Source organism: Paenibacillus sp. P13VS (assembly GCF_015143645.1).
Lineage (GTDB): Bacteria > Bacillota > Bacilli > Paenibacillales > Paenibacillaceae > Paenibacillus > Paenibacillus xylanilyticus_A.
Map to the genome: position 1 here is coordinate 123,554 of NZ_WYEV01000005.1, position 21,421 is coordinate 144,974.

A 21,421-nucleotide genomic window follows, 5' to 3' on the forward strand; every position below is an offset into this window, starting at 1 on the left:
GGGCCAGTTGGTGAACAAAGTCGGTTATATCGTTAAATCGATTGAGCATTGCGCCGTAACCTCCTAGGGTGGAATGGATTTATGGTTGGTTCTGCTCGTGCAGGTAGCCCTTGCGATGTGCAATGGTGTTCATTTTCCGGATCTGTGCCACCGCCTTGACCTGAGATCGTGTGCGCCGGGAGGATGCAAAGACGACTCTGCCTGCCGGATCATCCATGGATCGCCCTGCTCTGCCCGCCATCTGTACCAGGGAAGCCTCATCGAAGAGCCCATTATCCGCATCCAAAATAAATACGTCGCTGCGTGGAATGGTCACTCCCCGCTCCAGAATGGTGGTCGTTACCAACAGACGGATGTCTCGTTCGCGGAATGCCATCACTTTGCTCGCCCGGTCCGTATCTTGGGATGATGTCCCTTCGATATGGATTTGGGGGAATATACGGCGCATCAGGTCAACAAATGCCTCAATCTGAGCAATGCGCGTTACAAATACAAACACCTGCGCTTCACGCTGCAGAGAGGTTTGGATGCTACTCTTCAAAGTGGCGGGAAGACTGCGCTTTTTAATGCATTCAGCAACAGTTGGCATCTTGATTAATTGAGGCACAGGCAAAGGATAGCGGTGAAAGCGTACCGGCACTCTGGCATGGGTGAGCTTACCCTGTGCCACTTCTTTTTGTAGCCGGGCTGGTGGGGTAGCAGACAAATATATGAAATTCCCATCGGACTTGCATGAAGCTGCTGCGGCATGAGCGAGCATGGGATCATTGTGATAAGGAAATGCGTCGAGCTCGTCGATAATAACCAGATCAAACCCTTGGTAAAAACGCATCAACTGGTGCGTGGTCGCGAGGGTGAGCTGTGCGTCTTTCCACCGTTCGGTGCTGCCTCCGTACAGGGTAGCCAGCGTAACGTCAGGGAAGGCTTTGGCCAGACGTGGCGCCAGCTCCAGCACCACGTCTCTCCGCGGCGTGGCGACAAGCGCTCTCCCTCCGCGCTCCACGGTGTGCTGGAGCAAGGGGAAGATCATTTCCGTCTTGCCGGCCCCGGTCACGGCCCACAGCAAGAAACGTCCCGGCCCGTCCTCTGCGGAGGTAGGGCGGGACAAATACGCCAGCGCCGCAGAAGCTGCCGCGCTCTGCGCTGCGCTTAGCCCCCACCGGGCAAGTACGCCGCCGGTGGGGAGAGCGGCCGTGCCCCGCACGGCCGCAGGCGCTGCACTGCGCAGCAGCAGCGCACAGGCACGGCTGCGCCCCAGCGCGAGGCAAGCCTCGCAGTAGGCGCACGCCGCCAGGCCGCAGGCAGCGCAGGGCACGCGCTGCCTGGCAACGCTGCCGCACCGGCGGCAGCGGGGCGCGCCATGCGCGCTCAGCCACGCGGGCCGGCGGCGCGTGGGCAGTTCCAGGGCGGCTGTGATGCTCAGCCGCCCGTGAAGGCGCTCGAGCTGCGCAGCCGCGCGCCAGGAGGCCAGCTGCGGGACGGTGTCCGCCAGCAGCGCCTCTGCCTCGGCCGCCAGCAATGGGCGGCCGCGAAGCCGCTCAGCCAGCACAGCCGCTCCCCGCTCCAGCTGAGCCCACGCATCGGCGGGATAAGCAGTAGCAATCCCGCCCAACCCAGCTCCCCTGGAGGCAGCAGCCATCCCACTTGTCCCAGGCCTATGTTCTGCGGCAGCTATCCCCGCTTCTCCCCCCAAACCTGCACCTTCTCTTCTGGCTGCTTGTTCTCCCGACAGCTTGTCATACTCCTCCACTTTACGGCGCATATATGCCAACCAATGTCCCTCATTCCACTGATCCATTCCGCGCTCCGGCTCAAAATGTTCAACCAGCCAAGACGCCTGACTTAGCGGCATCGCTTCATCCAACAACAACCAGCTCAGCACCTTCTGACCACTCGCTCCTTCCAACCACCAAGTGACATCCACCCGCAGATCCAAGGACAATAACATGTTCCACCTATCCCTTACTTGACATACATAAAGCGCAACTCTCATCCAATCCCCTCCCAAACTTAATAATTTCTAGAAACGCAAAAAAAGCACACGCTTACCCGGCTATCTGCCGGAGCATGTGCTTCATGTCCTGATTTCATCCAATGTCTTATCTTATTGTCTTTTTACTATATCAATTGCTCCAGTGCAGGACAAGCTTTGGGAAATTAAAATTCAGGTTTTAGGCCCATTTTACCAATTTAACGAATACCCCAAATCAATCTTATAAAATGCGAAACTTTTCCCAATCGGTACCGTCTATACTTTTAAGTTAAGATGTACGGTTTCAAATCGCTTCTTACTTCAAACTCGGCAGCCGGACATTCAAACAATAACCATAGATTGCATAAAAACCCATTTTTAATTTAACAGCAGACTTGGCTACAATGAACAAAAAAGATTACAGCTATGCTGTAATCTTCATGTGGATCTATGGAAACCAATTCGATTCAGGCTTTAAATAAAATTAATGCTCTGGCTCACGCAGATCAATCAATCGAAACGCACGATCTCCATTTGGTTTCTGACGTTCCATATCGGGTGGTACGGTTGCCAGGTATGAAGGCTCCATCCCCTGCTTGCGCATCAGCTTTTCAATAATCCGAACCGTTTCCGATTCCATTCGATCAGCAACAACTGTCAATGTGAAGCTCTTTCCACGGTAAAACAGCTCCCGGCAAAGTGCTCTTACAACGCCTTCGATCCGCTGTTCCTGATTCGAAGGAATGAGCAGAATCTGCTCGTAACCCTCGGGTTCCGGACGAGAAAGATGACGCTGGTGCATGGCATGAACGGCCACTGCCGCCAGGAAGTATATGAGCAGAATCATAGTCAAATGAGCAACCATGGCAACTGCACCTCCTCGGAAGGTCATGCTCACCCATGGCGAACATCCCTGTATACGACAGTATATGCCGTACTCCCGAAAGGGTTACACCTGCACATTGCAAGCGCCATATTTCTTTTGGCTGACATCCACCAAGGAAACGACAGGCCAGGTCATTCATCCATACTCATACCAAGCTTGAGCAATTGTTCCTCACGATTCCACACTCTGTTCCTATGCAGTGATAAAGTCCATTAACCCGCAGACCAATCCGGGCAATCGGGAAGGGTGCGAGTGAACAGATATCTATGATACCATTCTTATTTTATTAACAGGACATCTTATACTTGTATTAGAGCGTAACCCAACCATACTTGATCGAGTTGATAACGGCTTGTGTACGGTCGTCCACTTCCATCTTCTGCAGAATGCTGCTGACATGGTTTTTCACCGTTTTTTCACTGATGAACAGGAATTCACCAATCATTTTGTTACTCTTACCTTCAGCCATCAGACGAAGCACTTCTGCTTCACGACGAGTGAGCGGATTGTTATCGCCAGCGACAAATTTAACCCCAGCTTCTTTTGAAGCACCCTCGCTCATCGCACCTGTTTCATTAAGATACGTCATACGACGCAGCTGCATGATCAGTTTGCCAGTTACTTTAGGGTGAATGAACGCATGCCCCTCATGAACGGAACGAATCGCATTGATTAGGGATTCAGCTTCCATATCCTTCAGCAAGTATCCGTTGGCACCTTTACGCAAAGTCTCAAATACATAACTTTCATCATCATGAATGGATAGAATAATGACTTTAACGTCCGGGAACAGCTCACGCAGTTTCTCCGTCGCTTCAACCCCGTTCTCCACAGGCATGTTGATATCCATCAGAACGATATCCGGCTTCTCCTGGTTGCAGAATTCAAGCACCTGAATCCCATCGCCACATTCGCCGATGACCTCAATATCGTCCTCCATGTTCAAAATGCGTTTTAGCCCTTCACGGAACAGCTGATGATCGTCAGCCAAAAGAACTTTAATTGATGTATTACCAGTATCACGGTTTTCCATCCTGCTACTCCTTTCCCTTATCCACGTTTGTCGGGATATGAATCACGATTTTGGTTCCTTGATTTTCTGCGGATTCAATCTCTATTCTGCCTTCCAGCAGTTCAACCCGTTCTCTCATCCCAATCAGACCGAAATGGTTGTGATCCTTGCTTTTCTTCGCAAGAAGCTCCGGTTTGAAGCCAAGCCCATTGTCCTGAACGACAATTTTAACGAGCTGAGCCTGGTATGTAATTTCCACTACAACATGAGTGGGATAAGCATGCTTTGCAGCATTGGACAGACCCTCCTGCACGAGACGGTAGATTGCAGCCTCCATTGCAGAAGACAAGCGGTGTTCCTTGCCTCTTGTTTCAAAAATCGAGCGAATTTTTGTTTTTACTTCAAAATCCTGCACGTATTTCCGAAGCGTTGGAATCAATCCCAAGTCATCCAGTGCCATAGGACGCAAATTGAATATTACTTTTCTCATTTCTTCAAGACTGGAACGAACCTGGCCTTTCAAATCTATTATTTCGGCCTGGACCATCTTAAAATCCTGCTTAATAAGCATTCTTTCTACAATTTCCGTCCTAAGTACTAGATTAGCGAGCATCTGCGCAGGCCCGTCATGTATCTCACGAGCAATACGCTTCCGCTCTTCTTCCTGGGCCAAAATTATTTTCAAACCAATCATTTGTCGATTCTTGGCGGATTCAATGATCCGGGTCACTTGACCCAGCTCCCCCGACAAGTACTCCAGTACGACCCCCATCTGCGAACCAATCGTTTCGGCACGCTCCACAGAAGCCTCCACATTTTTGGCACGCTTCTGCAGATCATCCCGACGGGCCTTCAGATACATTTCCTTCTCACGATAAATCATCAGGTCCAGCTGCAACTGCGTCGCTTTCTCATACGCCTGCTTGATATCATGCTCGGAATAACGGACGAAGTCACGGCTAACCTCAGTCAGACGGATCCGGGAGCGGCGGTAGTTGAGCTCCAATTGATCTACTTTCTCGATCGTTTCCGCCGTCTCCTTCAGAACCGACTTCAACTCCTCATTTAGAGTTTTTAGCTCCTCACGGGTTGAGTCCATGATTTCGAACATTTGATATTTGCTGTTTTCCATGACTTGTATGGCGTTTTTAATGACGCGGTCTATGGCATCGGCTTGTAAATCCACGTTAGTTCGACTCCATTTCTATCGTTTCCGGTATATATCATACCATATCACGATGAGATGGTAACGGTCTTCGTTTTCTGTTCCCATTTTACAGTCAATCCAAGCTGCTCGGAAACGAGTCGAAGAGGGACTAAAGTCCTACCTCCGGATACATATGGGGCTACTGTTGCGCTCTGTCTTTTTCCATTCAAGATGAATTCTTTCTGTCCCACGACCAGATCAATCAGTTTCCCCCCGCGAATAACGGTGATCCGCTGATTTTTGCTATCCCAGCTTGCCTGTCCGCCAAAGGCATCCAGTACATGCTTGATTGGGACATATGTTGTACCGTTTTTCAGTACGGGTGCTGCATCAATTGCCTTTTTCGTTCCGTTCACGGTCATCGACTTCTGCCCAAGTACCAGGGAAGCTGTTCCTGTAGGCAGTCCCACTTCACTGGATTTCGATGGCATAGTGAAGGCAATGTTATCAAATCCAACGGTACCTGTCATGGCGCGCTCATCCTGACCCTCTTCTACATTGACTACATAGACACGTTTCAGCTTGGCTGGATAAGAAATATTCAGACCGCTCAGGTCCACGTTCACTTTTTTCCAACCGCTCCAGTCAATGGCCTTCGCAAGATCGGCATATACGGTTTTTCCATTGGCATCCGTAAACTCTGCTCGGAGCCAGTTCAGGCTCTTGTCACCCATTACATCCATCGACATGGACGTTGCGGCTGAAGATACTTCTCTGCCTGTTGTCCCGTTCAATTGGGCATATGCATACATTTTCCCTGTACCTGCAGTCATGTCGTAGCTCAGCTGAAGCACTTTGGAGCCAGCCTTTTCACCTGTACCCTCGGTTACGGCTGCTGAACCAGTTACGCCAGAGGCGTTCGTTGTAAAGTTGATCGGATAACTTACATTCTCGAAGTTCTCCCAGGTGGTTTCGCTGTCAGCAGCCGTAAGAACAACGACCGTACTGTAGCCGTCATAACGACCGATTGCATATCCAACCTGTGCTCCTGAATTTACAGAAGATACTGTTAATTGATCACCAGTCACTTTACCTTTGAATCCGATAAATTCCCATGTCAGCGAATCAGCCGGAACGGTTACACTTTGCCCATCTTTCGTCTTCGCAGTTACAGGGATCGACATGGTCGCTCCCGCTTTCAGCGAGCCAAGGCCAGAACCCGCAGTCAGAGAGGATAGCTCGCTTCCACCGAGCACCGTTACTTTAATGGTAGAAGATGCCCCGTTGCTTGTTGCTGTGAGCGTAGCCGTTCCTGGTTTAACCCCCTTGATCACACCATTACTTACGCTGACGATACCATTGTTGCTTGATTTCCAGGTCAGCTTGATGTCTCCGGTCGCAATCGGGTTGTAATACGTGTCATATCCTTTGGCTGAATACTTGCCCTCTTGTCCTATCAGCAGCGTTTGGCTGCCACTTACAGCGAAGCCTTTCAGCTTGCCTTCCGGAGCGGTAGAGAATACACCTAGCGTGTTTACGACCTGACGCTGCTCTGTGCCATATTCTGTGTTGAACGTGAGACTTGCATTTTCTTCCCCAAGCGGACGTGTCACCATGGTAGTGGAGCCGCCGCCGTCCAGGTTCATGCCTTTCCATACGCCGATACTGGTCATGAAGGATTGCATTTCAGTCAGCGACATGCCGCTGCTATTACTGTTTTTCTCTGCCGCAATAATATAGACATATCGACCATCCTGAGAATAGCCTACCGCAGTTCTCGCACGAATACCTCCAATACCGGAAGAGGCGATATCACGGGAGAACGTAGCTGCTTTACCTCCATTGACAAGGATGGTATGACCACCAATCATCATCTCGAGATTACTCGGATCAACCGATTGTCCGGTTGTTTTGGCTACGAGTTTGTAGTCCGCACTGAGCGTCTGTCCCACAGAGAGATGGGTCATAATCCAGGCAGCCGCTGTTCCGTGTGCACGCAAAATGTACCCGTCTTCCGGCACCGTCATGTTCAATGCTTTTTTGTCAGAAATTTGCGTAATGACGCCGTTCTGCACCAGCACCTCTGTCGGGGTGGTAGAAGGATCGTTCGGACGTTTGGTTGATGTCCAGGCTGATGTATAAATATACATCGAGTTGGCATGACTGTATTTGACCGAGCCTGACTCTACCGTGTAATCCTCCTTGTTCATTCCGCGCAGCGCAAACGTTGAACCGTCATCAGCCTTCACTGTACCGTCGAAGGAGTATTCATCGATCATTGGTTTGCCATCCTTAGTCACGGTGAGAGCATACATGCCCGTTAGTTCCGAAGGTGTGGAGATCAGAACCCCGTCAGAGACCTGTCCACCAATGGGAGCAAGCTCCCCGGATACGTTAAAATAATCACCGTTCACGGCAGCAACTGCACCATTTTCCTTGGCCATGCCGCCTGTGCTTTGTTTACTGTTTAAGTTGCCGCCCTTACCTGTCATCACATCGAGTTTCACATAAGGGTTTTGCAGATCTACCTGAATTACGTCTGCCAGCACATTCACTTTCGTGCCAGATCTTGTGGTTGTATATTTGTATTTCATGAGCTTCGCGCCGGAAGTCAGAATTTCCTCACTTAACTTGCTTGTACTTGTAGATGCTGCAGCAGCTACCGACTGCCACGTCGTTCCCGACCAGACCTGCTGCCCTGCTCCCAAGACCGGTGCAATCCAGATCACACCTGCCAGTGTCACAATTGCCCATTTCTTCGCCTTGCTGCCTTTAACGTCTTCCAGCTGTTTCCCGTGTTTCCCCAGCATGTTTGAAACGTCTCTCCCATCTTGTATATCAATCTTAGACATCACGTGTCCTGCCGCCAGATGGCAGAGAACAGCCAGATCCCTAGTATACTCTACTATTAATAGACTGCTTTTCGTGGAAAAAGTTACGCCCGCAGCCAACTTTGAGGGTATTCCGCACAAAAAAAGACCCCAAGCATGGCATGGAATTGCCACACTTAGAGTCACATGTTAAATCATAGATTATAGTTTATACTGCTACTAACTTGGAAAAAAAGAGAAAATCAATCCGATAAACTGTCACTCTCCATATTAACTAGATAGAACAGTCTAATCCGACTCGGATTACAGATAACCCAATTTGTTCAGGACACGTTTCAACATTACTGCTGCTTGTGCACGTGTTGCATTACCTTGTGGTACAAACGTCTTCGATGTCATTCCCTGAATAATGCCTTCCTGTACGGCCTTAGCAACAGAATCCTTGGATTGAATCTTGTTACTATCCTTAAACTTGGACAGTGTTGATGCTGCCGAAGTTTTGAGTACGGTTGGCTGACCTGCATAATCCAAAGCCCGAACCATCATAATGGCCATCTGCTCACGAGTCACGAGGCTATCCGGTTTGAAAGTACCGTCCGTATTACCAGTAACGATACCCGCTTTAGCCGCTGCACCAATATATGCACCTGATATATCACCATAACGAACATCCTTGAATTGTTGAGCACTAGCATAGTCGCCTGGCAACCCCAACCCTTTTGCCACTAAAGTAGCAAATTCTGCTCGTGTTATTTGCTGATCAGGAACATACAAGGTTCCATTTTGTCCATTGATAATCCATTTTGCAGACAACTCACCAATGACGTCCTTAGCCCAGTGTGAAGCAGTATCCCGATATGAAACGGGATGGGATGCAGCCACAATAGCCTGATTGCCTCTCAGTTGTCCTGTTATAATAACCGCTCCAGTTGCATTGGAGAAATGATGAGGAATATTAGCCAGAGCTGAAGTACCTTGATCAATGTAGACCAGACCCGTAGCCGGTCCCGTTGTCGTTGAAGGCAACCTGAGTGCAATTGAACTCTTCACCAGTTGTTCTGCACGCTGGCCACTGTAGCCATTATATGCTGATAGATAAACATCCGTAATGTCAGATACTCTTTGTGCTCCAGCAGATGCAAGCATACCGTCCATTGTACCGGAGACCGTTACAGGAACCGATTCGAGTTGAACATAAAAGTATGAAGAGCCCGAACCTGCATTCACGCTTTGAGAAATACTGGAAGGACTCAAATCCGACAAAGGCACTGACCACAGACGATCTCCATATTTCACCCCAATAAATGAAAAACGTTCACGGGAAGCGATTTCTGTTAGCTTGTCTATTGGAAATCCTACATAAGCTGATGCTTCTGTTGAAGGAACTTCAAATACGACCATTCGACTTGAATTGTTGCTTAAGCTTGCATATTGAAAAGCCTGATTTAGCTTGCTAGCATCCACATTAAACTGACGGGTAGAGCGACTATTGCGCGACTGGGCAGAAGTTGTTGTCGCTGCTTCCGTGCTCATGACATACATGGACTGGTTAAAAGCCGATGTGTCCGATACGGTTAGCCATGATGGCAGATTGCCACTTAAATTTCCAGTATTGGTAGTTGAACCTGTGCTTTGAGTCTGACTAATCGATAAAGGTCCAAATGCCTCAACAATGACGTTATCAAGCGTACGCAGCGGGATTATCCCTGGTGCATAACTTACCGTTCCTGATTGGCCGTTGGTGCCCGAGCTGGACAACTTCAGAGTTAGGGTTGTACCAGTTGATGCTGCAGAAACCACACTTACCTGTGAGCCCCCTAACTGTACACCGAATTGAGATGGGGTAAGCAGCGTCTGTGACTGTAGAGATTCTCTAAAAGTAATAGTTAGGGTATCCCCTTGCAATATAGCTGATTTCACCATACCATTACCAGCTGTGTAGCTTACAGGTGTTAAGTTGATATAACCAGCAGGATTCCCGTTTAGGTCTGTCAAACGCAATGCACCAGGTACATAAGAAAGTGTTACATTCTGGTTCGTACCTACGGCTGAAGCCAAAGTCAGCGTGACGGTTTCATCTTCAATATCCGTGTCGTTTACAAATAAAGGTTTACCATCTACAAGGACAGAATACTGGCTTTTTAACGGTTTGTTGGTTGTTCTAAGTGGCTCGTTATAACGAATCCATAGCTTGGAGCCACTTATTTCGGCACTCTGAAATTCAGGCGCCTTGGTATCGATGCTATTCCGAACATAGAAGCCGCTGAATCCCGCAAGAGCTTGTCCCCGACTGTCTTTTACAGGAGAAGAGCCAGGTGCATACGAAACACGAACCACTTCCCCATCAGTAATGGAACGGCTCAGATTCAATGTCACCATTGAACTATTAGTTAAGGATATGCTGTTAATTCCTACCGAAGACTGGTTTGCAGTCACACTAAATTGTGACACCGCATCACTGGAGTTGATATATACTGTCTCCGGGTAGTATAGATTAATTGTACTGTAATATACAGTACCTTCCCGTGGTTTGGACATGACGGAGTCCAGTGTATTTTCCACATCTCGTGCTGCGAACGAAGCAGCCGGGTTCAGGGAAGCATCCTGTATAGGACGCAGTCCAGGCGTATACCCAATCCGGACAACCTGCCCTACAGCTACACCTGTATCAAGTACGACATATACACTATCTCCTGATACATATGCAGTGCTGACATTACGTGCTTCCCCATTTACTGTTACGGTGAAGCTGCTATAAGCTGGATTCGCACTGAACAAACTTTCATCGTAAGTAAGTCTAATCGTATTGTTACTATACATCTTAACTGTTTTCAGAACCGGGGCCGTAGTATCTCTGCTAAGCGTCTTAAAGCCCCATGAACTGGTACCTGTCAATCCTGTAAAGAGGTTACCAGCCTTGTCCCTAAACACATTTGCCGGAATATCTACATAATAATTCGTGTTGCTTTCAAGAGCACTCTGCGGAACAATTCGCAGCTGTCTATTGTTTGAAGGGTTAATGGTTGTTGTTACAGCTACGGTTCCACCATTGGCCTTCCTCAACGTTGCATTGCCTGGATAATTGGTATCAAGCTCTTTATTAAATGTAACCGTTAGTTCTCCCGTCAAAGGTGCATTTGTCGTACCGTTCGTTGGGGAAACAGATGATACGGTGAGAGCCGTAGGATCCGAAATGACGCCAAAACCCCACTCGGTTCCTGTAATTCCACGGGTGTCGTTCCCCAGTTCATCCCATAAAAGACCTTCTGGCATAACAACATAATATGTGCTGCTGCTATTCCAGTTTTTTTCTGGATCAATCACAATGGAATTCGTCCCCAAACCATTAACACGTGGAGAACCTGCATTCACAGGTATTTCCTCATATAATGTAGTCCCTTGAAAAATCTGCAGTTTCCCAGCACCTGCAAAAACCTTTTTATCAAATGTCATCGTTATATTAGATGAAGGTGATACCTGCATTGCTGCATTCGCAGGAATCTTCTCTACCAATGATGCTGTGCCTACACCTTGTGTATGGAACGTCCATTCTTTGCTCAGTCCGTTGAAAACAGTATTATTCTCATCCGCGTATACAAATGAATTTTTATCAATTTGAACATAGTATGTTCCTCCTGGCAGAGGAGCATGATTAATCGTCACTTTTCTCCCTACATCCGGAACACTGGCGTCATCTGGTGTAATGCTAATATTACTTGATTCCGTTGGGTCCACTAAGATAGGTGGAATTACCTCCGTATCATCTGACACACGTTTTATTGATATGTATCCACTGGCAGTCCCCGCTGCTTTTCGAACAGGTTGGCCAAATTCGATCTCCAATGGGGCTGCTCCATTTACGTTCTTTTCCCCTGCCACAGGTAACGTTGCCGTGACCCCTAACGTAGTTAAGTCATCTGCTGCATAAGCAGTGTTTTCCACTCCAAGCAGACCTGTTAGCAAACCTTGGGCAGTTAATAGTACGATTAAAAGCCCGATTGTACTTTTCATGGCCATTCGTTTCAAACGCACCGATTCGTCCCCCTCATCTAATATTTCTTCTCCTGTCTCTAATGAACAGACCTCATTATGTATGTCGGTTAGAACAGACATTTTATTTAGCCAAAAGGGAATAAAAGGAATCTTATTTCGTTTATAAAACCTCCTACTTAGCCAACTACTTATGTACGCAAAAAAGCCCCTGATTCCTGATCGGAACCAAAGGCTTTGATCTATCGCAATGAAACTTACAGACCCGCTTGAGCTTTCAAAGCATCTGCTTTGTCCACTTGCTCCCAAGGTACATCCAAGTCAGTACGGCCGAAGTGACCGTAAGCAGCCGTTTGTTTGTAAATGGGGCGACGTAGATCCAACATACGGATGATGCCAGCCGGACGCAGATCGAAGTTGTTACGTACCAACTCAACCAGCTTCTCTTCGCTGACTTTGCCAGTTCCGTATGTATCCACGTTGATCGATACCGGGTTGGCTACACCAATCGCATAAGCGAGCTGGATTTCCACTTTGTCTGCAAGACCTGCAGCAACGAGGTTTTTCGCTACGTAGCGAGCCGCATAAGCAGCGGAACGGTCTACTTTTGTTGGATCTTTACCGGAGAAAGCACCACCACCGTGACGTGCATAACCGCCGTAAGTATCTACGATGATTTTACGTCCAGTCAGGCCTGCATCTCCTTGAGGTCCGCCAATAACGAAACGTCCTGTTGGGTTGATGAAATATTTAGTCTGCTCATCCAGCAATTCAGCTGGAACAACAGGCAGGATAACTTGTTCTTTAATGTCTTTTTGAATCTGCTCAAGGGTAATCTCTTCAGCGTGCTGAGTGGACACCACAATTGTATCGACACGAACGACTTTGTCGCCGTCGTATTCGATCGTTACTTGAGTTTTACCATCCGGACGGAGGTAATCCAGTGTACCGTTTTTACGTACCTCAGCGAGGCGGCGTGCAATACGGTGGGACAATGCGATTGGCAATGGCATGAGTTCTGGTGTTTCATTCGTTGCAAACCCGAACATCAGACCTTGGTCACCCGCACCGATGTTTTCTGTTTCGCGAGCGACTTGAGCCGGATCACGGTTCTCCAGTGCTGCGTTAACCCCTTGCGCGATATCCGCAGACTGCTCATTCAGAGAAGTCAGAACAGCACAAGTGTTGTAGTCAAAACCATATTTGGCACGTGTGTACCCGATTTCCTTAACCGTGTTACGTACAATGGCCGGAATGTCTACGTATTCAGAAGCTGAACTGATTTCACCGATGACAAGCACTAAGCCTGTAGCCACGGAAACTTCGCACGCTACGCGAGCGTTTGGATCATTCGCCAGAAACGCGTCCAATACGGCGTCCGAGATCTGGTCGCAAATCTTATCCGGATGTCCTTCGGTTACAGACTCCGATGTGAATAGATGTCGGCCTTTAACAGACATGAAGTTTCAACCTCCCATAACTAGTAGTATGGCGATTGCCCGAACAAAACATTTACGGTGATTCGTTCACTGTACCCTCGAAAGCTTTCCGGGCGGAATAAGGACGCAGGGTCCGCAGTTACGAAGATAAGGATTTTTCAGGTAATTGCCTTAACAAAAAATCAACCTTTTCCTCCTGGAAAAGGTTGCATACCTCAAATGCCATCTTATCGCATTTGTCAAGCCGTGTCAAACCATGTGGGATAAGGAAAAACCTTATAATAACTGCTTTTCTGCCTGACGAATCAGCCTTTTCGTGATCTCGCCACCAACCGATCCGTTCTCACGGGATGTCAGATGGCCCCAGCCTTTGTATTGACCATAGGAATGATCACTCACTGCGCCAAGCTCAGAACCAAACTCAGTATCAGCACCAGCAAGGGCACTTTGACCATACCCTACATTTAGACCAAATTCGGCAGCAATCTCATATTTCATCTGATCCAGCATCTGACGACTTTCCGGTACCACTCTGCGGTTACTTCTAGCCATGATTCCTGCACCTCCGTTAATTGGTTTTGTACAATTATAGAGTGAGCAGGAACCCTCATGGCTAGCCGTATAAATGTTTGTTAGAACTGGTTAATCTACACATATGAAATGAATAAAAATGCGAATAAATGCATAACCTATTTCAAAGTGTATCCGCCGCGAACCATAACCGTCAGGCTGTACTTGTTCCCATCCAATACCGTTATGCCCCGTCCATCCCTTGGAAAAGAGAGCAGGTGATTGGTCGGCGCTGCCTGTCCATTCGTCAGGTCAACCCCATCCGTCAGATCAGCTACACCGTTCGTACCTTCACTGACGATCACAGCCTTGCCGCTGCGTACGATGAACTCCGCGCCAGAAGCACCGATCAGCTGTTGACCCGGCTTCACGGTAACGATCTCTACCGCATCAGATGCTCCGGATACGACCGGTGGAAGCGAGGTGTCACCACCTGTACTGCCTGTCCCGGTAGATCCGCTATTACTGCCTGCGGAGCTTCCCGATCCGGCATTAGTCCCTCCGTTTAAAGCCTTTTGAATCTGTTGATCTACATAACTCTTCGTCACAACCGGATCATCCGCTGTGCCTGGTTGACTGGTTCCTGCACCGATAGCTGTGTTGCTGTATACAGACCCAACCCACACGCCAACACCAATAGCCAGCGCAGCCAGGGATACTTTCATATAAGGTTTCATTGCTTTGTTTCCTCCTCTGGTAATCTATCTATTATTTACTATAGAGAAAAATACCCAGTGCGACAAGCAAAACCTCGCTCCCATGGATTTGGAAGCGAGGTTCTCTAGTAGATTATACGAGATAAATGGTTCAAAACTTACCTAAAATCTTCTGGTTCTTCCTTTGGTAGCTTAGTCAGATCGTATCCATATCCCTGTTCAGCTAGGCGAATACGCTGTCCTTGGAATTGGTCATATACGGTTAAGCGATACGAACCACCACGCAATTTCTCGAAGAAGCTGTCTTCTATACTCCAGCTTAACGTTTGATTGGTACCAGCCTTCAGATCCGTTCCTATGGCCAGCTCTTTCTCGAATGTTTTACCAGCCTGATCAGTTAATGTAAGAATGAGTTTGTGTTCATTCTCACCCATCTCAATCTCTTCATTACGGGACAAGCTGTAATTCATCTCTACCTGAACTGAAGAACTGCCTGCCAGATATGCACGCACACTGTTCGCAGTGAATGTATATGGATACAGATCAATATTAGTTAATGTGCCCAATACATTAATAGACGTTGGCGGCACCTCAAAGGCTAGGGCATTCACATAGGCAGTTGCCTCACCTTCACCCGTAACAAACTTGCTATCCGCAATGCCCTCTCCCACAATCAGACGCATATCCGAGAATGTGCCTGATTTCGGAACCTTGGCCCAGAACGTAACAATCGACTTTTGCCCAGGTCCAGGCAATCGTTCAGATTGTTTGGCGGTTGCTCGGTAATATTGACCGTCCGAGGTTTTGAAGTATCCGACCAGCTTGCCAAGACCGCTCTGACGGAGCGATTTATTGGTCATCTCGAATTCGGTATACACAATATCTGATGAAGTGCCCGGATAACGAATGGTTCTTCGCACACCCATCTCCGTCTCTTTATCCGCTGTACCGGACGTATATGTCTTACCTGTGCCTACATAAGAAATCGGCTGAATCAGCCCTGATGTATTCAACGTAATCCATTCATTTGTTTCTTCTTCACTGACTTTCTCAATTAAACTTACTTCCAGTCGGCTCATACGAAGCTCAGAAGGAATCTTGGTTAACAGATAGGCTTCTGTCGTCATACCCGCTCCCAACAATTTGCCGCTCTGCGTGTAGATCAGCTTCTTGTCTCCATCAACTTGAGCGGAGTCAATGGTAAACATGGCTTCCAGCTCAGGTAACTGTACTGTTTTGGAGCCTGCATTACGGATGGTAACTTTGGCTGCGACAATATCACTGTCCAACCAAGGCAGACGCTGTAAAGACCCTAGAGAAACACCAAAGGTTCCTTTATTGTTTTTAATCACACTTTCTGTAGTTAACCCATCACCACTGGAAGCTGCTTGCGGGATGGCATAAACACCAACAGGGTAGGAAAATTCAAAGCTATTAGATGGAGTCGTTGATTCTGTGCTTTCGCTTTTATTCAGCGGACTCATCGCGTACAGCTTAATCTTGCTTGTATCTCCGTCTCCTTGAAGACTCGTATTAAGCTTGATCGTTTTAATATCTCCAGGATTCAGCTTAAGAGCATCCAATGCTTTTGTTTCTATTGGATACACAGTTCCATCTGCGGTACGGACCTCAAAAGTATATGTTGGTACTTTGATCGCTTTCTTACCTTCATTCTTAAGCACCAGCTGCATGTTGAGATCGTATGCTCCATCATCTACTCGGACCTTGGCAGACTCTAGAAGTGTGGACAACCGCTGTCCTTCAACCGATATGATATTCGGCTGATTCGCAGCCACCTCTACGTTCGTTTTACTGGCTTCTGGCAGTTGTAATGCAGCAACAGGTAGTACCGTTTTCTCCTCACCCTGTTCTTCAACTAGAAGGAGTTCCGATTTTTGCAGTTTAACTGAAGTTGGTAGTGATGCCATTAAGCTGAGGGCTTTATTCGCCTGAGCCTGAATGCTCACACTTGTACTATCCTTATCTGGAGTAAGCGGATAATTGGTTCCGCTCGGTGTACGCAAAATCCACTTGATGTTCGGGTTTTCAAGCAATTTATAACTAATATTGTTTAAATTCACACCAATTTTCACATACTGATTCTTATCTTCCCCTGGGAATACCTTAATACCAGCGACCTTTACCTTTACAGCTGAGTCACTAAGTCGAACGGTTTTCGTTTTCCCTACGGGTGTCGTAATACTATAGGAAGCGGGCACATTAAACTTACCCAGCGTTCGTTCATAATTCGCTTGACTGAAATCCCATTTAACGATCAGAAAATTCAGATCGCTCAGCTTAACTTCACGTCCAACTTTCATAACGTACGTTAGATCTACGGTAGATCCAGGGGCAACGGTTTTCTTCTCCTGATCCTTCGCAATCAGTTTAGGTGAGAAAAGCGTTCCGCCTTTTGTTTTCACTTTGCTCCAGTAATCCAGCATCACCGTTGGTGTGCTGTCATTATTTTTATAAGTCAATGTATACGTAACCACGTTGCCATCATCCTGAGACAGAATGTTCACATCCGTTAGTTTCACGGTGCTGCGTGAGGTTACTTTAACAGGGGATAAGTTACTTAGTGTATGTACAGCCTTGTTCGTTGTTGTTGCTTTCTTCGTTGAGGTGTTGTTTGAACTGTTGGCTGACGTTTTATTGGTTGTGCTCGCTGCCATCGCAATTCCAGCGGTTGAGCTAATCAACATGGCGCTGACGAGTAAACTTACAAACATTTTTCTTCGATTCACTTCCAAACCTCCCATAAGTTGCTTGTTGCACTTATAGTATAAACGTTTAATAGGGAGAGAAAGTTACGATGTTGTTGTGTTTTAATCTCCTGAATTAAGCCAATCGACTAACTAGATCCATAAATTAGTTCTTCGAAAAATAAAAAACCAACCCAACATAAATCATGTTGGGTTGGTTTAAAGAAATTAAGATTATTTCGCTCTTACACTTGCATAGAAGTTTTCAGCAGCATTATTAGCTTCGTCTGTTACGAACGAACCAGTGCTGTTGTTAACCAGTTCAACTTCTACCAATTGCTCAGGAGATACTGCTTTTTCAAGTGTCAAAGTCAACACATCACCAGAAGCAGTAGCATTTGTTACATTAACTTTAGTTCCATCTACAACTACAACGTAAGCAGCTGGTGTAAAGTTAGATTTCACATTTTCAGTGAATTTCAATGTAACTGTTCTACCAGTTGCAGAGATTGCATTTGAAGCACCGTTAGCATCTTTGGAGTCTTTAGCGAATACTGGTTTGATACCATCCAGTACAGGTGTGCCAGTAGCCAAAGCTTTAAGTTTGCGGCCAACAGAATCAGTAGATTTAATATCTTTTGACTCTACAGTCGCCAGAGTTAAGCCAGAGCTATAAGGGATAGCTGTATCTTTCACGAAAGTAAACTCAACAACTGATTTACCATCTACTACTGATTGGTTAGTAATATTGAAATCAGAGTCAGTACCAGTGAATTTAAAGTCAGCTTTATTCACAAATGTCAATTCGCCATCGAATTTAACTTCAACTTTGTTTTGAGCTTTTGCGTATACTGAATCTGTAACCACTCCAACTGTAGATTCGTTTTGGGAAGTGAACTTCACTGTACCACCATTAACGAAGTTACCATTTGTATCAGCAACGTTAACTACACGCAGATCAGTAGCTCCAGTCAGATTCACATCATCTTTAGAAACAGTCAACAATACTGTATTAGCATTGTACAATTGTACTGTAGTAGAAGATGCTGGGAAAGGCTTGTAAGTAGCGTTAGTCACAACATAATCATATTTGTTAACATCGAGTGCGTTACCGTTACCCGAAGTTGCTACAGGTCTATTGAATTGTACATATACTTGGTATTCGTTGTTCGCTGAATCATCATTGAACCATGCAGCATTTGCTTCCAACGCACCAGTTTGTGTAAGAGTGAATGGTACGGATTGAGGAATAATTGTGTTACCAATAGCTGCTTGGTCACGTACTCCGGAAACTTCAAGAGTGTAGTTACCAGCTGGCAATGTTCCACCAACAGAAGTAAGTACTACTTTAGTTTCATCAAGTTTGCCGTTTTTGTCTACAACGTATTTAGGAGCTACAGAAGGGTTACCTTTAGTAGTGAATCCTTTACCAGTGTAGATTTTACCAGCAGAGTCTTTCAGAACATAGTTATCAACTTTATTGTAGTCTTCAGTGCTGATTTTCTCGGAGAATTCAACAGTCAATTCTGTTTTACCATCAACAGCTTTAGATGTAACACCTGTAACTGTTGGACGAATTGTGTCAAGTTCTGGAGTCACTTTTGCGTTACGATCAGCAGAGTTATTGCTGTAATCTGTAACACCGTTCAGGTAAACTGTGGACTCACCCAAGCTCAGACGGTTTGCATCAGAGAATGTCAACGTTACAACGTTATCTTTGATGGATACAGTTGCACTCTTGTTGCTCGAAGTTTGGTAAGCGCTGGATACAGACTTAACTGGCTCATTAAATTCTACAACAACTTTCTTAAGATCGTTGGTAGTAATTTTAGTGATTTCTGGCGCAGTTGTATCTTCAGCGATTGTGAATTTAGTTTCAGCAGCTGCTGTGCTAAATCCAGCGAAATCTTTGATTCCGGAAACTGTCAAAGTATGTTCTCCAACAGGAAGATCAGTTGTAATGAATGCTACGTTAGGGTATGTGTATTTAACAAAACCAGAAATAGCATTTCCATTAACTTTGTAGTTAGCCAAGTTTGAAGCAGTTGCAGCTGTTACAGGCTCAGAGAACTCAACACGAAGTGCTTTTGTTCCAAGACCTTGAACAGATTTAACTTCTGGCAATTGAGTATCTACTGCAGTGAACTTAACTGTCTCATCGAAAGTTTTAGTTCCAGTAGCATTTTTAACACCTTTAACTACAAGGTTAGTGTCTCTTTGTTGTGGTAATTCTGTTGAAGTTTCTTCAACAAGAAGTGTTACTGATTTCTTGTCAGCAGACAAAGTTGCGGATTCGAATGTACGACCGCTCACAGTGTAGTTTGCAGTGTTTTCAGCTGTAGTAGCATCAACTTCACCATCAAACTTCACAACCAGTTCTTTGTAGTTGCTAGCAGTAGCACCTTCAATTTTTGTTGCTGCAGTTACTACATAAGTAACTTTCTCAGTGAACTCTTTATCTTTGTAAGTGAATTTCACTTCAGTTTCTTTGTTAGCTTCGAGAGCTTTATCCAAAGTTACTTTTACAGTTTCGCCGTCGCTGATTTTGAACTCAACTACTTTACCAGCTTCGGATACTGTGTAAGATTCTACTTTCAAGCTTTGAGCTTGATCGATAGAGTAAGCTGCACCTACCAACAATTCGCGGGAAGCGTTAGCGCCAAAGTTAGCGTTAGCGTCGATCAGACCAGCGTTGATCGCTGCTTGAACATAACCTTTAGCCCATGCTGCTGCGTTGTTGTTAGTTTCAGTTGGGATTTCCAGATCCAGTGCACGAGTCAGGATTGTAGCCATCTCAGCGATAGTTACTTTACCGTTGAAGTCGAAGATTTTCTTCTCAACGTTTTTACCTTCCATGATGCCTGCAGCTGTTACTGCTTCGATGTAAGGAGCAGCCCAGTTTTTAGCGTTGTAGTTTTTGTCGTTGTAAGAGTACACACCAGTGATCTCTTTCAAGCCGAGCAATTTAGTGATAACTTTTGCGAACTCAGCGCGAGTCATCTCTTTGTCCAGACCAGCTGTGCCATCTGGGTAACCGTTGAAGATACCTTTAGCTTTCAATGCATCAAATTGTTGTTGTGGTGTAACTGCTGTATCACCGAATGCTACAGATGCAAACATCGAGAATGCCATTGCTGTAGACAAAGCGACGGATAAAATTTTCTTCATAACCTTTTTTTCTCCTCCTTGGGCGTTCATAACATGGGAATTTTCTTTAATAGGGTCGCTCGTGTTCCTCATTCTATTGTCGCACCCCCTTTCCAGAGTCATGAGCAAGTTAATATAAATGATGTCTGTGAGCTTATCACAGAAACTTGTAAACTAGAATAATAATAGAACCATACGAAAATAGAGTAGTTTCCTAATCCTACCTTACGTATTATACAATGGGTCTCTCGTGCCGTAAAGCAATTTTTTCTAATAAATAGACAAGATTCTTCACGAGGTCAATCTTGGTAAGAGGACCAATGTTTTTGACTCTACATCTTAAACGCAGTAGATTTCAAAAAGTTGCGGATTCTTCAAAAAAAGTTTTGAACTAATTTATGTATTGATACAACGCGGGTCTGGGACAGTTCAAAACCATGTAATGTTGATCAAATCAATTGCGGTTAATGCTTATACTCTGTGTTTAATTTGATGGAGACGTTTATTTATACCCTTAATTTTCCTCCATGAAGCGACAATTTGTATGATATGTAAAAAAATAAAAAGCACCCCTATAGGGATGCCTTAAGTAATTCCTCGTTCTATGGCTTAACGAATTTTCATCGCAAGATCAATAATTTGAGCACGCATTTTAGGATCACTGTTCAATTTCAGATACATATCGTCAATGGCCAAACGGTTCTCCCGGTATGTTTTCTCATGCTTCATGGTGGTGTGAGACCATTCAATCAATTCATTCTCAGCCAGCACCAATTGGTTATATGCATCATGGAAGCCAGTCGTCTGTACGAGCCCTTCCATAACCTCTTGAGAGATGTCTTGCGTCTTGCGTGTATCTTCCAGCTTTTTCTCCAGAATGACTGCCTGCTTCTCGAACTGAGTCTTTGCCTTCATATAGCCCAACTGGGCCTTCGAATAAATCGGTTTCATTAGCTAACTTCACCCTCTAGATCATTGTGTATTTACCGTTATTGTATCTTAAACTCTAGCAAATTACAAAAATAGTTATTGGTAAAAAACATCTTTCTTCTATTATAAAAGTGTT

Annotated in this window: 12 protein-coding genes; all 12 read right to left on the minus strand. The window is 46.0% G+C overall.

The features are described from left to right. Nucleotides 1-79: 79 nt before the first annotated feature. The 12 genes from GUA98_RS14375 to GUA98_RS14430 all read right to left on the minus strand — a co-directional run bounded on the left by GUA98_RS14375 (nucleotide 80) and on the right by GUA98_RS14430 (nucleotide 21,306). On the minus strand, nucleotides 80-1,993 hold the full coding sequence (locus GUA98_RS14375) for a helicase-related protein (RefSeq protein ID WP_193723517.1): 1,914 nt from the start codon (nucleotides 1,991-1,993) through the stop codon (nucleotides 80-82). 463 nt (nucleotides 1,994-2,456) lie between these two features. Continuing rightward, nucleotides 2,457-2,825: a hypothetical protein gene (locus GUA98_RS14380; protein WP_227779667.1), complete on the minus strand. Its 369-nt coding sequence runs from the start codon at nucleotides 2,823-2,825 to the stop codon at nucleotides 2,457-2,459. A gap of 343 nt (nucleotides 2,826-3,168) precedes the next feature. After that, nucleotides 3,169-3,891, minus strand: a complete 723-nt coding sequence (locus tag GUA98_RS14385; RefSeq protein WP_095291355.1) for a response regulator transcription factor — start codon at nucleotides 3,889-3,891, stop codon at nucleotides 3,169-3,171. A gap of 4 nt (nucleotides 3,892-3,895) precedes the next feature. Continuing rightward, nucleotides 3,896-5,056: a sensor histidine kinase gene (locus GUA98_RS14390; RefSeq protein WP_095291353.1), complete on the minus strand. Its 1,161-nt coding sequence runs from the start codon at nucleotides 5,054-5,056 to the stop codon at nucleotides 3,896-3,898. 47 nt (nucleotides 5,057-5,103) lie between these two features. After that, a complete protein-coding gene (locus GUA98_RS14395) occupies nucleotides 5,104-7,827 on the minus strand; it encodes a stalk domain-containing protein (RefSeq protein ID WP_193723716.1) in 2,724 nt (907 codons plus the stop codon). Between the two features lie 324 nt (nucleotides 7,828-8,151). Further along, on the minus strand, nucleotides 8,152-11,880 hold the full coding sequence (locus GUA98_RS14400) for a SwmB domain-containing protein (protein WP_193723519.1): 3,729 nt from the start codon (nucleotides 11,878-11,880) through the stop codon (nucleotides 8,152-8,154). Between the two features lie 215 nt (nucleotides 11,881-12,095). After that, the gene (gene metK, locus GUA98_RS14405; RefSeq protein ID WP_127537226.1) at nucleotides 12,096-13,298 is read right to left on the minus strand and encodes a methionine adenosyltransferase; all 1,203 of its coding nucleotides are present in this window, start codon (nucleotides 13,296-13,298) and stop codon (nucleotides 12,096-12,098) included. A 255-nt stretch (nucleotides 13,299-13,553) separates the two neighbouring features. Next, nucleotides 13,554-13,829, minus strand: a complete 276-nt coding sequence (locus GUA98_RS14410) for an alpha/beta-type small acid-soluble spore protein (RefSeq protein WP_193723520.1) — start codon at nucleotides 13,827-13,829, stop codon at nucleotides 13,554-13,556. Between the two features lie 137 nt (nucleotides 13,830-13,966). Next, nucleotides 13,967-14,524, minus strand: coding sequence for a hypothetical protein (locus tag GUA98_RS14415; RefSeq protein WP_193723521.1), 558 nt, complete (start codon nucleotides 14,522-14,524; stop codon nucleotides 13,967-13,969). 137 nt (nucleotides 14,525-14,661) lie between these two features. Beyond that, on the minus strand, nucleotides 14,662-17,250 hold the full coding sequence (locus GUA98_RS14420; RefSeq protein ID WP_193723522.1) for a hypothetical protein: 2,589 nt from the start codon (nucleotides 17,248-17,250) through the stop codon (nucleotides 14,662-14,664). Between the two features lie 192 nt (nucleotides 17,251-17,442). Beyond that, nucleotides 17,443-20,376 carry an S-layer homology domain-containing protein gene (locus GUA98_RS14425; RefSeq protein WP_227779668.1) on the minus strand — a complete coding sequence of 978 codons (2,934 nt, stop codon included), beginning with the start codon at nucleotides 20,374-20,376 and terminating at the stop codon, nucleotides 17,443-17,445. A gap of 588 nt (nucleotides 20,377-20,964) precedes the next feature. After that, nucleotides 20,965-21,306: a hypothetical protein gene (locus GUA98_RS14430; protein ID WP_193723524.1), complete on the minus strand. Its 342-nt coding sequence runs from the start codon at nucleotides 21,304-21,306 to the stop codon at nucleotides 20,965-20,967. Between the last annotated feature and the right edge of the window lie 115 nt (nucleotides 21,307-21,421).

Coding starts and splice junctions, on each gene's coding strand:
- GUA98_RS14425 (WP_227779668.1), bottom strand. CDS start 20,376: ATGAAGAAAATTTTATCCGTCGCTTTGTCTACAGCAATGGCATTCTCG.
- GUA98_RS14395 (WP_193723716.1), bottom strand. CDS start 7,827: ATGCTGGGGAAACACGGGAAACAGCTGGAAGACGTTAAAGGCAGCAAG.
- GUA98_RS14385 (WP_095291355.1), bottom strand. CDS start 3,891: ATGGAAAACCGTGATACTGGTAATACATCAATTAAAGTTCTTTTGGCT.
- GUA98_RS14430 (WP_193723524.1), bottom strand. CDS start 21,306: ATGAAACCGATTTATTCGAAGGCCCAGTTGGGCTATATGAAGGCAAAG.
- metK (WP_127537226.1), bottom strand. CDS start 13,298: ATGTCTGTTAAAGGCCGACATCTATTCACATCGGAGTCTGTAACCGAA.
- GUA98_RS14410 (WP_193723520.1), bottom strand. CDS start 13,829: ATGGCTAGAAGTAACCGCAGAGTGGTACCGGAAAGTCGTCAGATGCTG.
- GUA98_RS14415 (WP_193723521.1), bottom strand. CDS start 14,524: ATGAAACCTTATATGAAAGTATCCCTGGCTGCGCTGGCTATTGGTGTT.
- GUA98_RS14375 (WP_193723517.1), bottom strand. CDS start 1,993: ATGAGAGTTGCGCTTTATGTATGTCAAGTAAGGGATAGGTGGAACATG.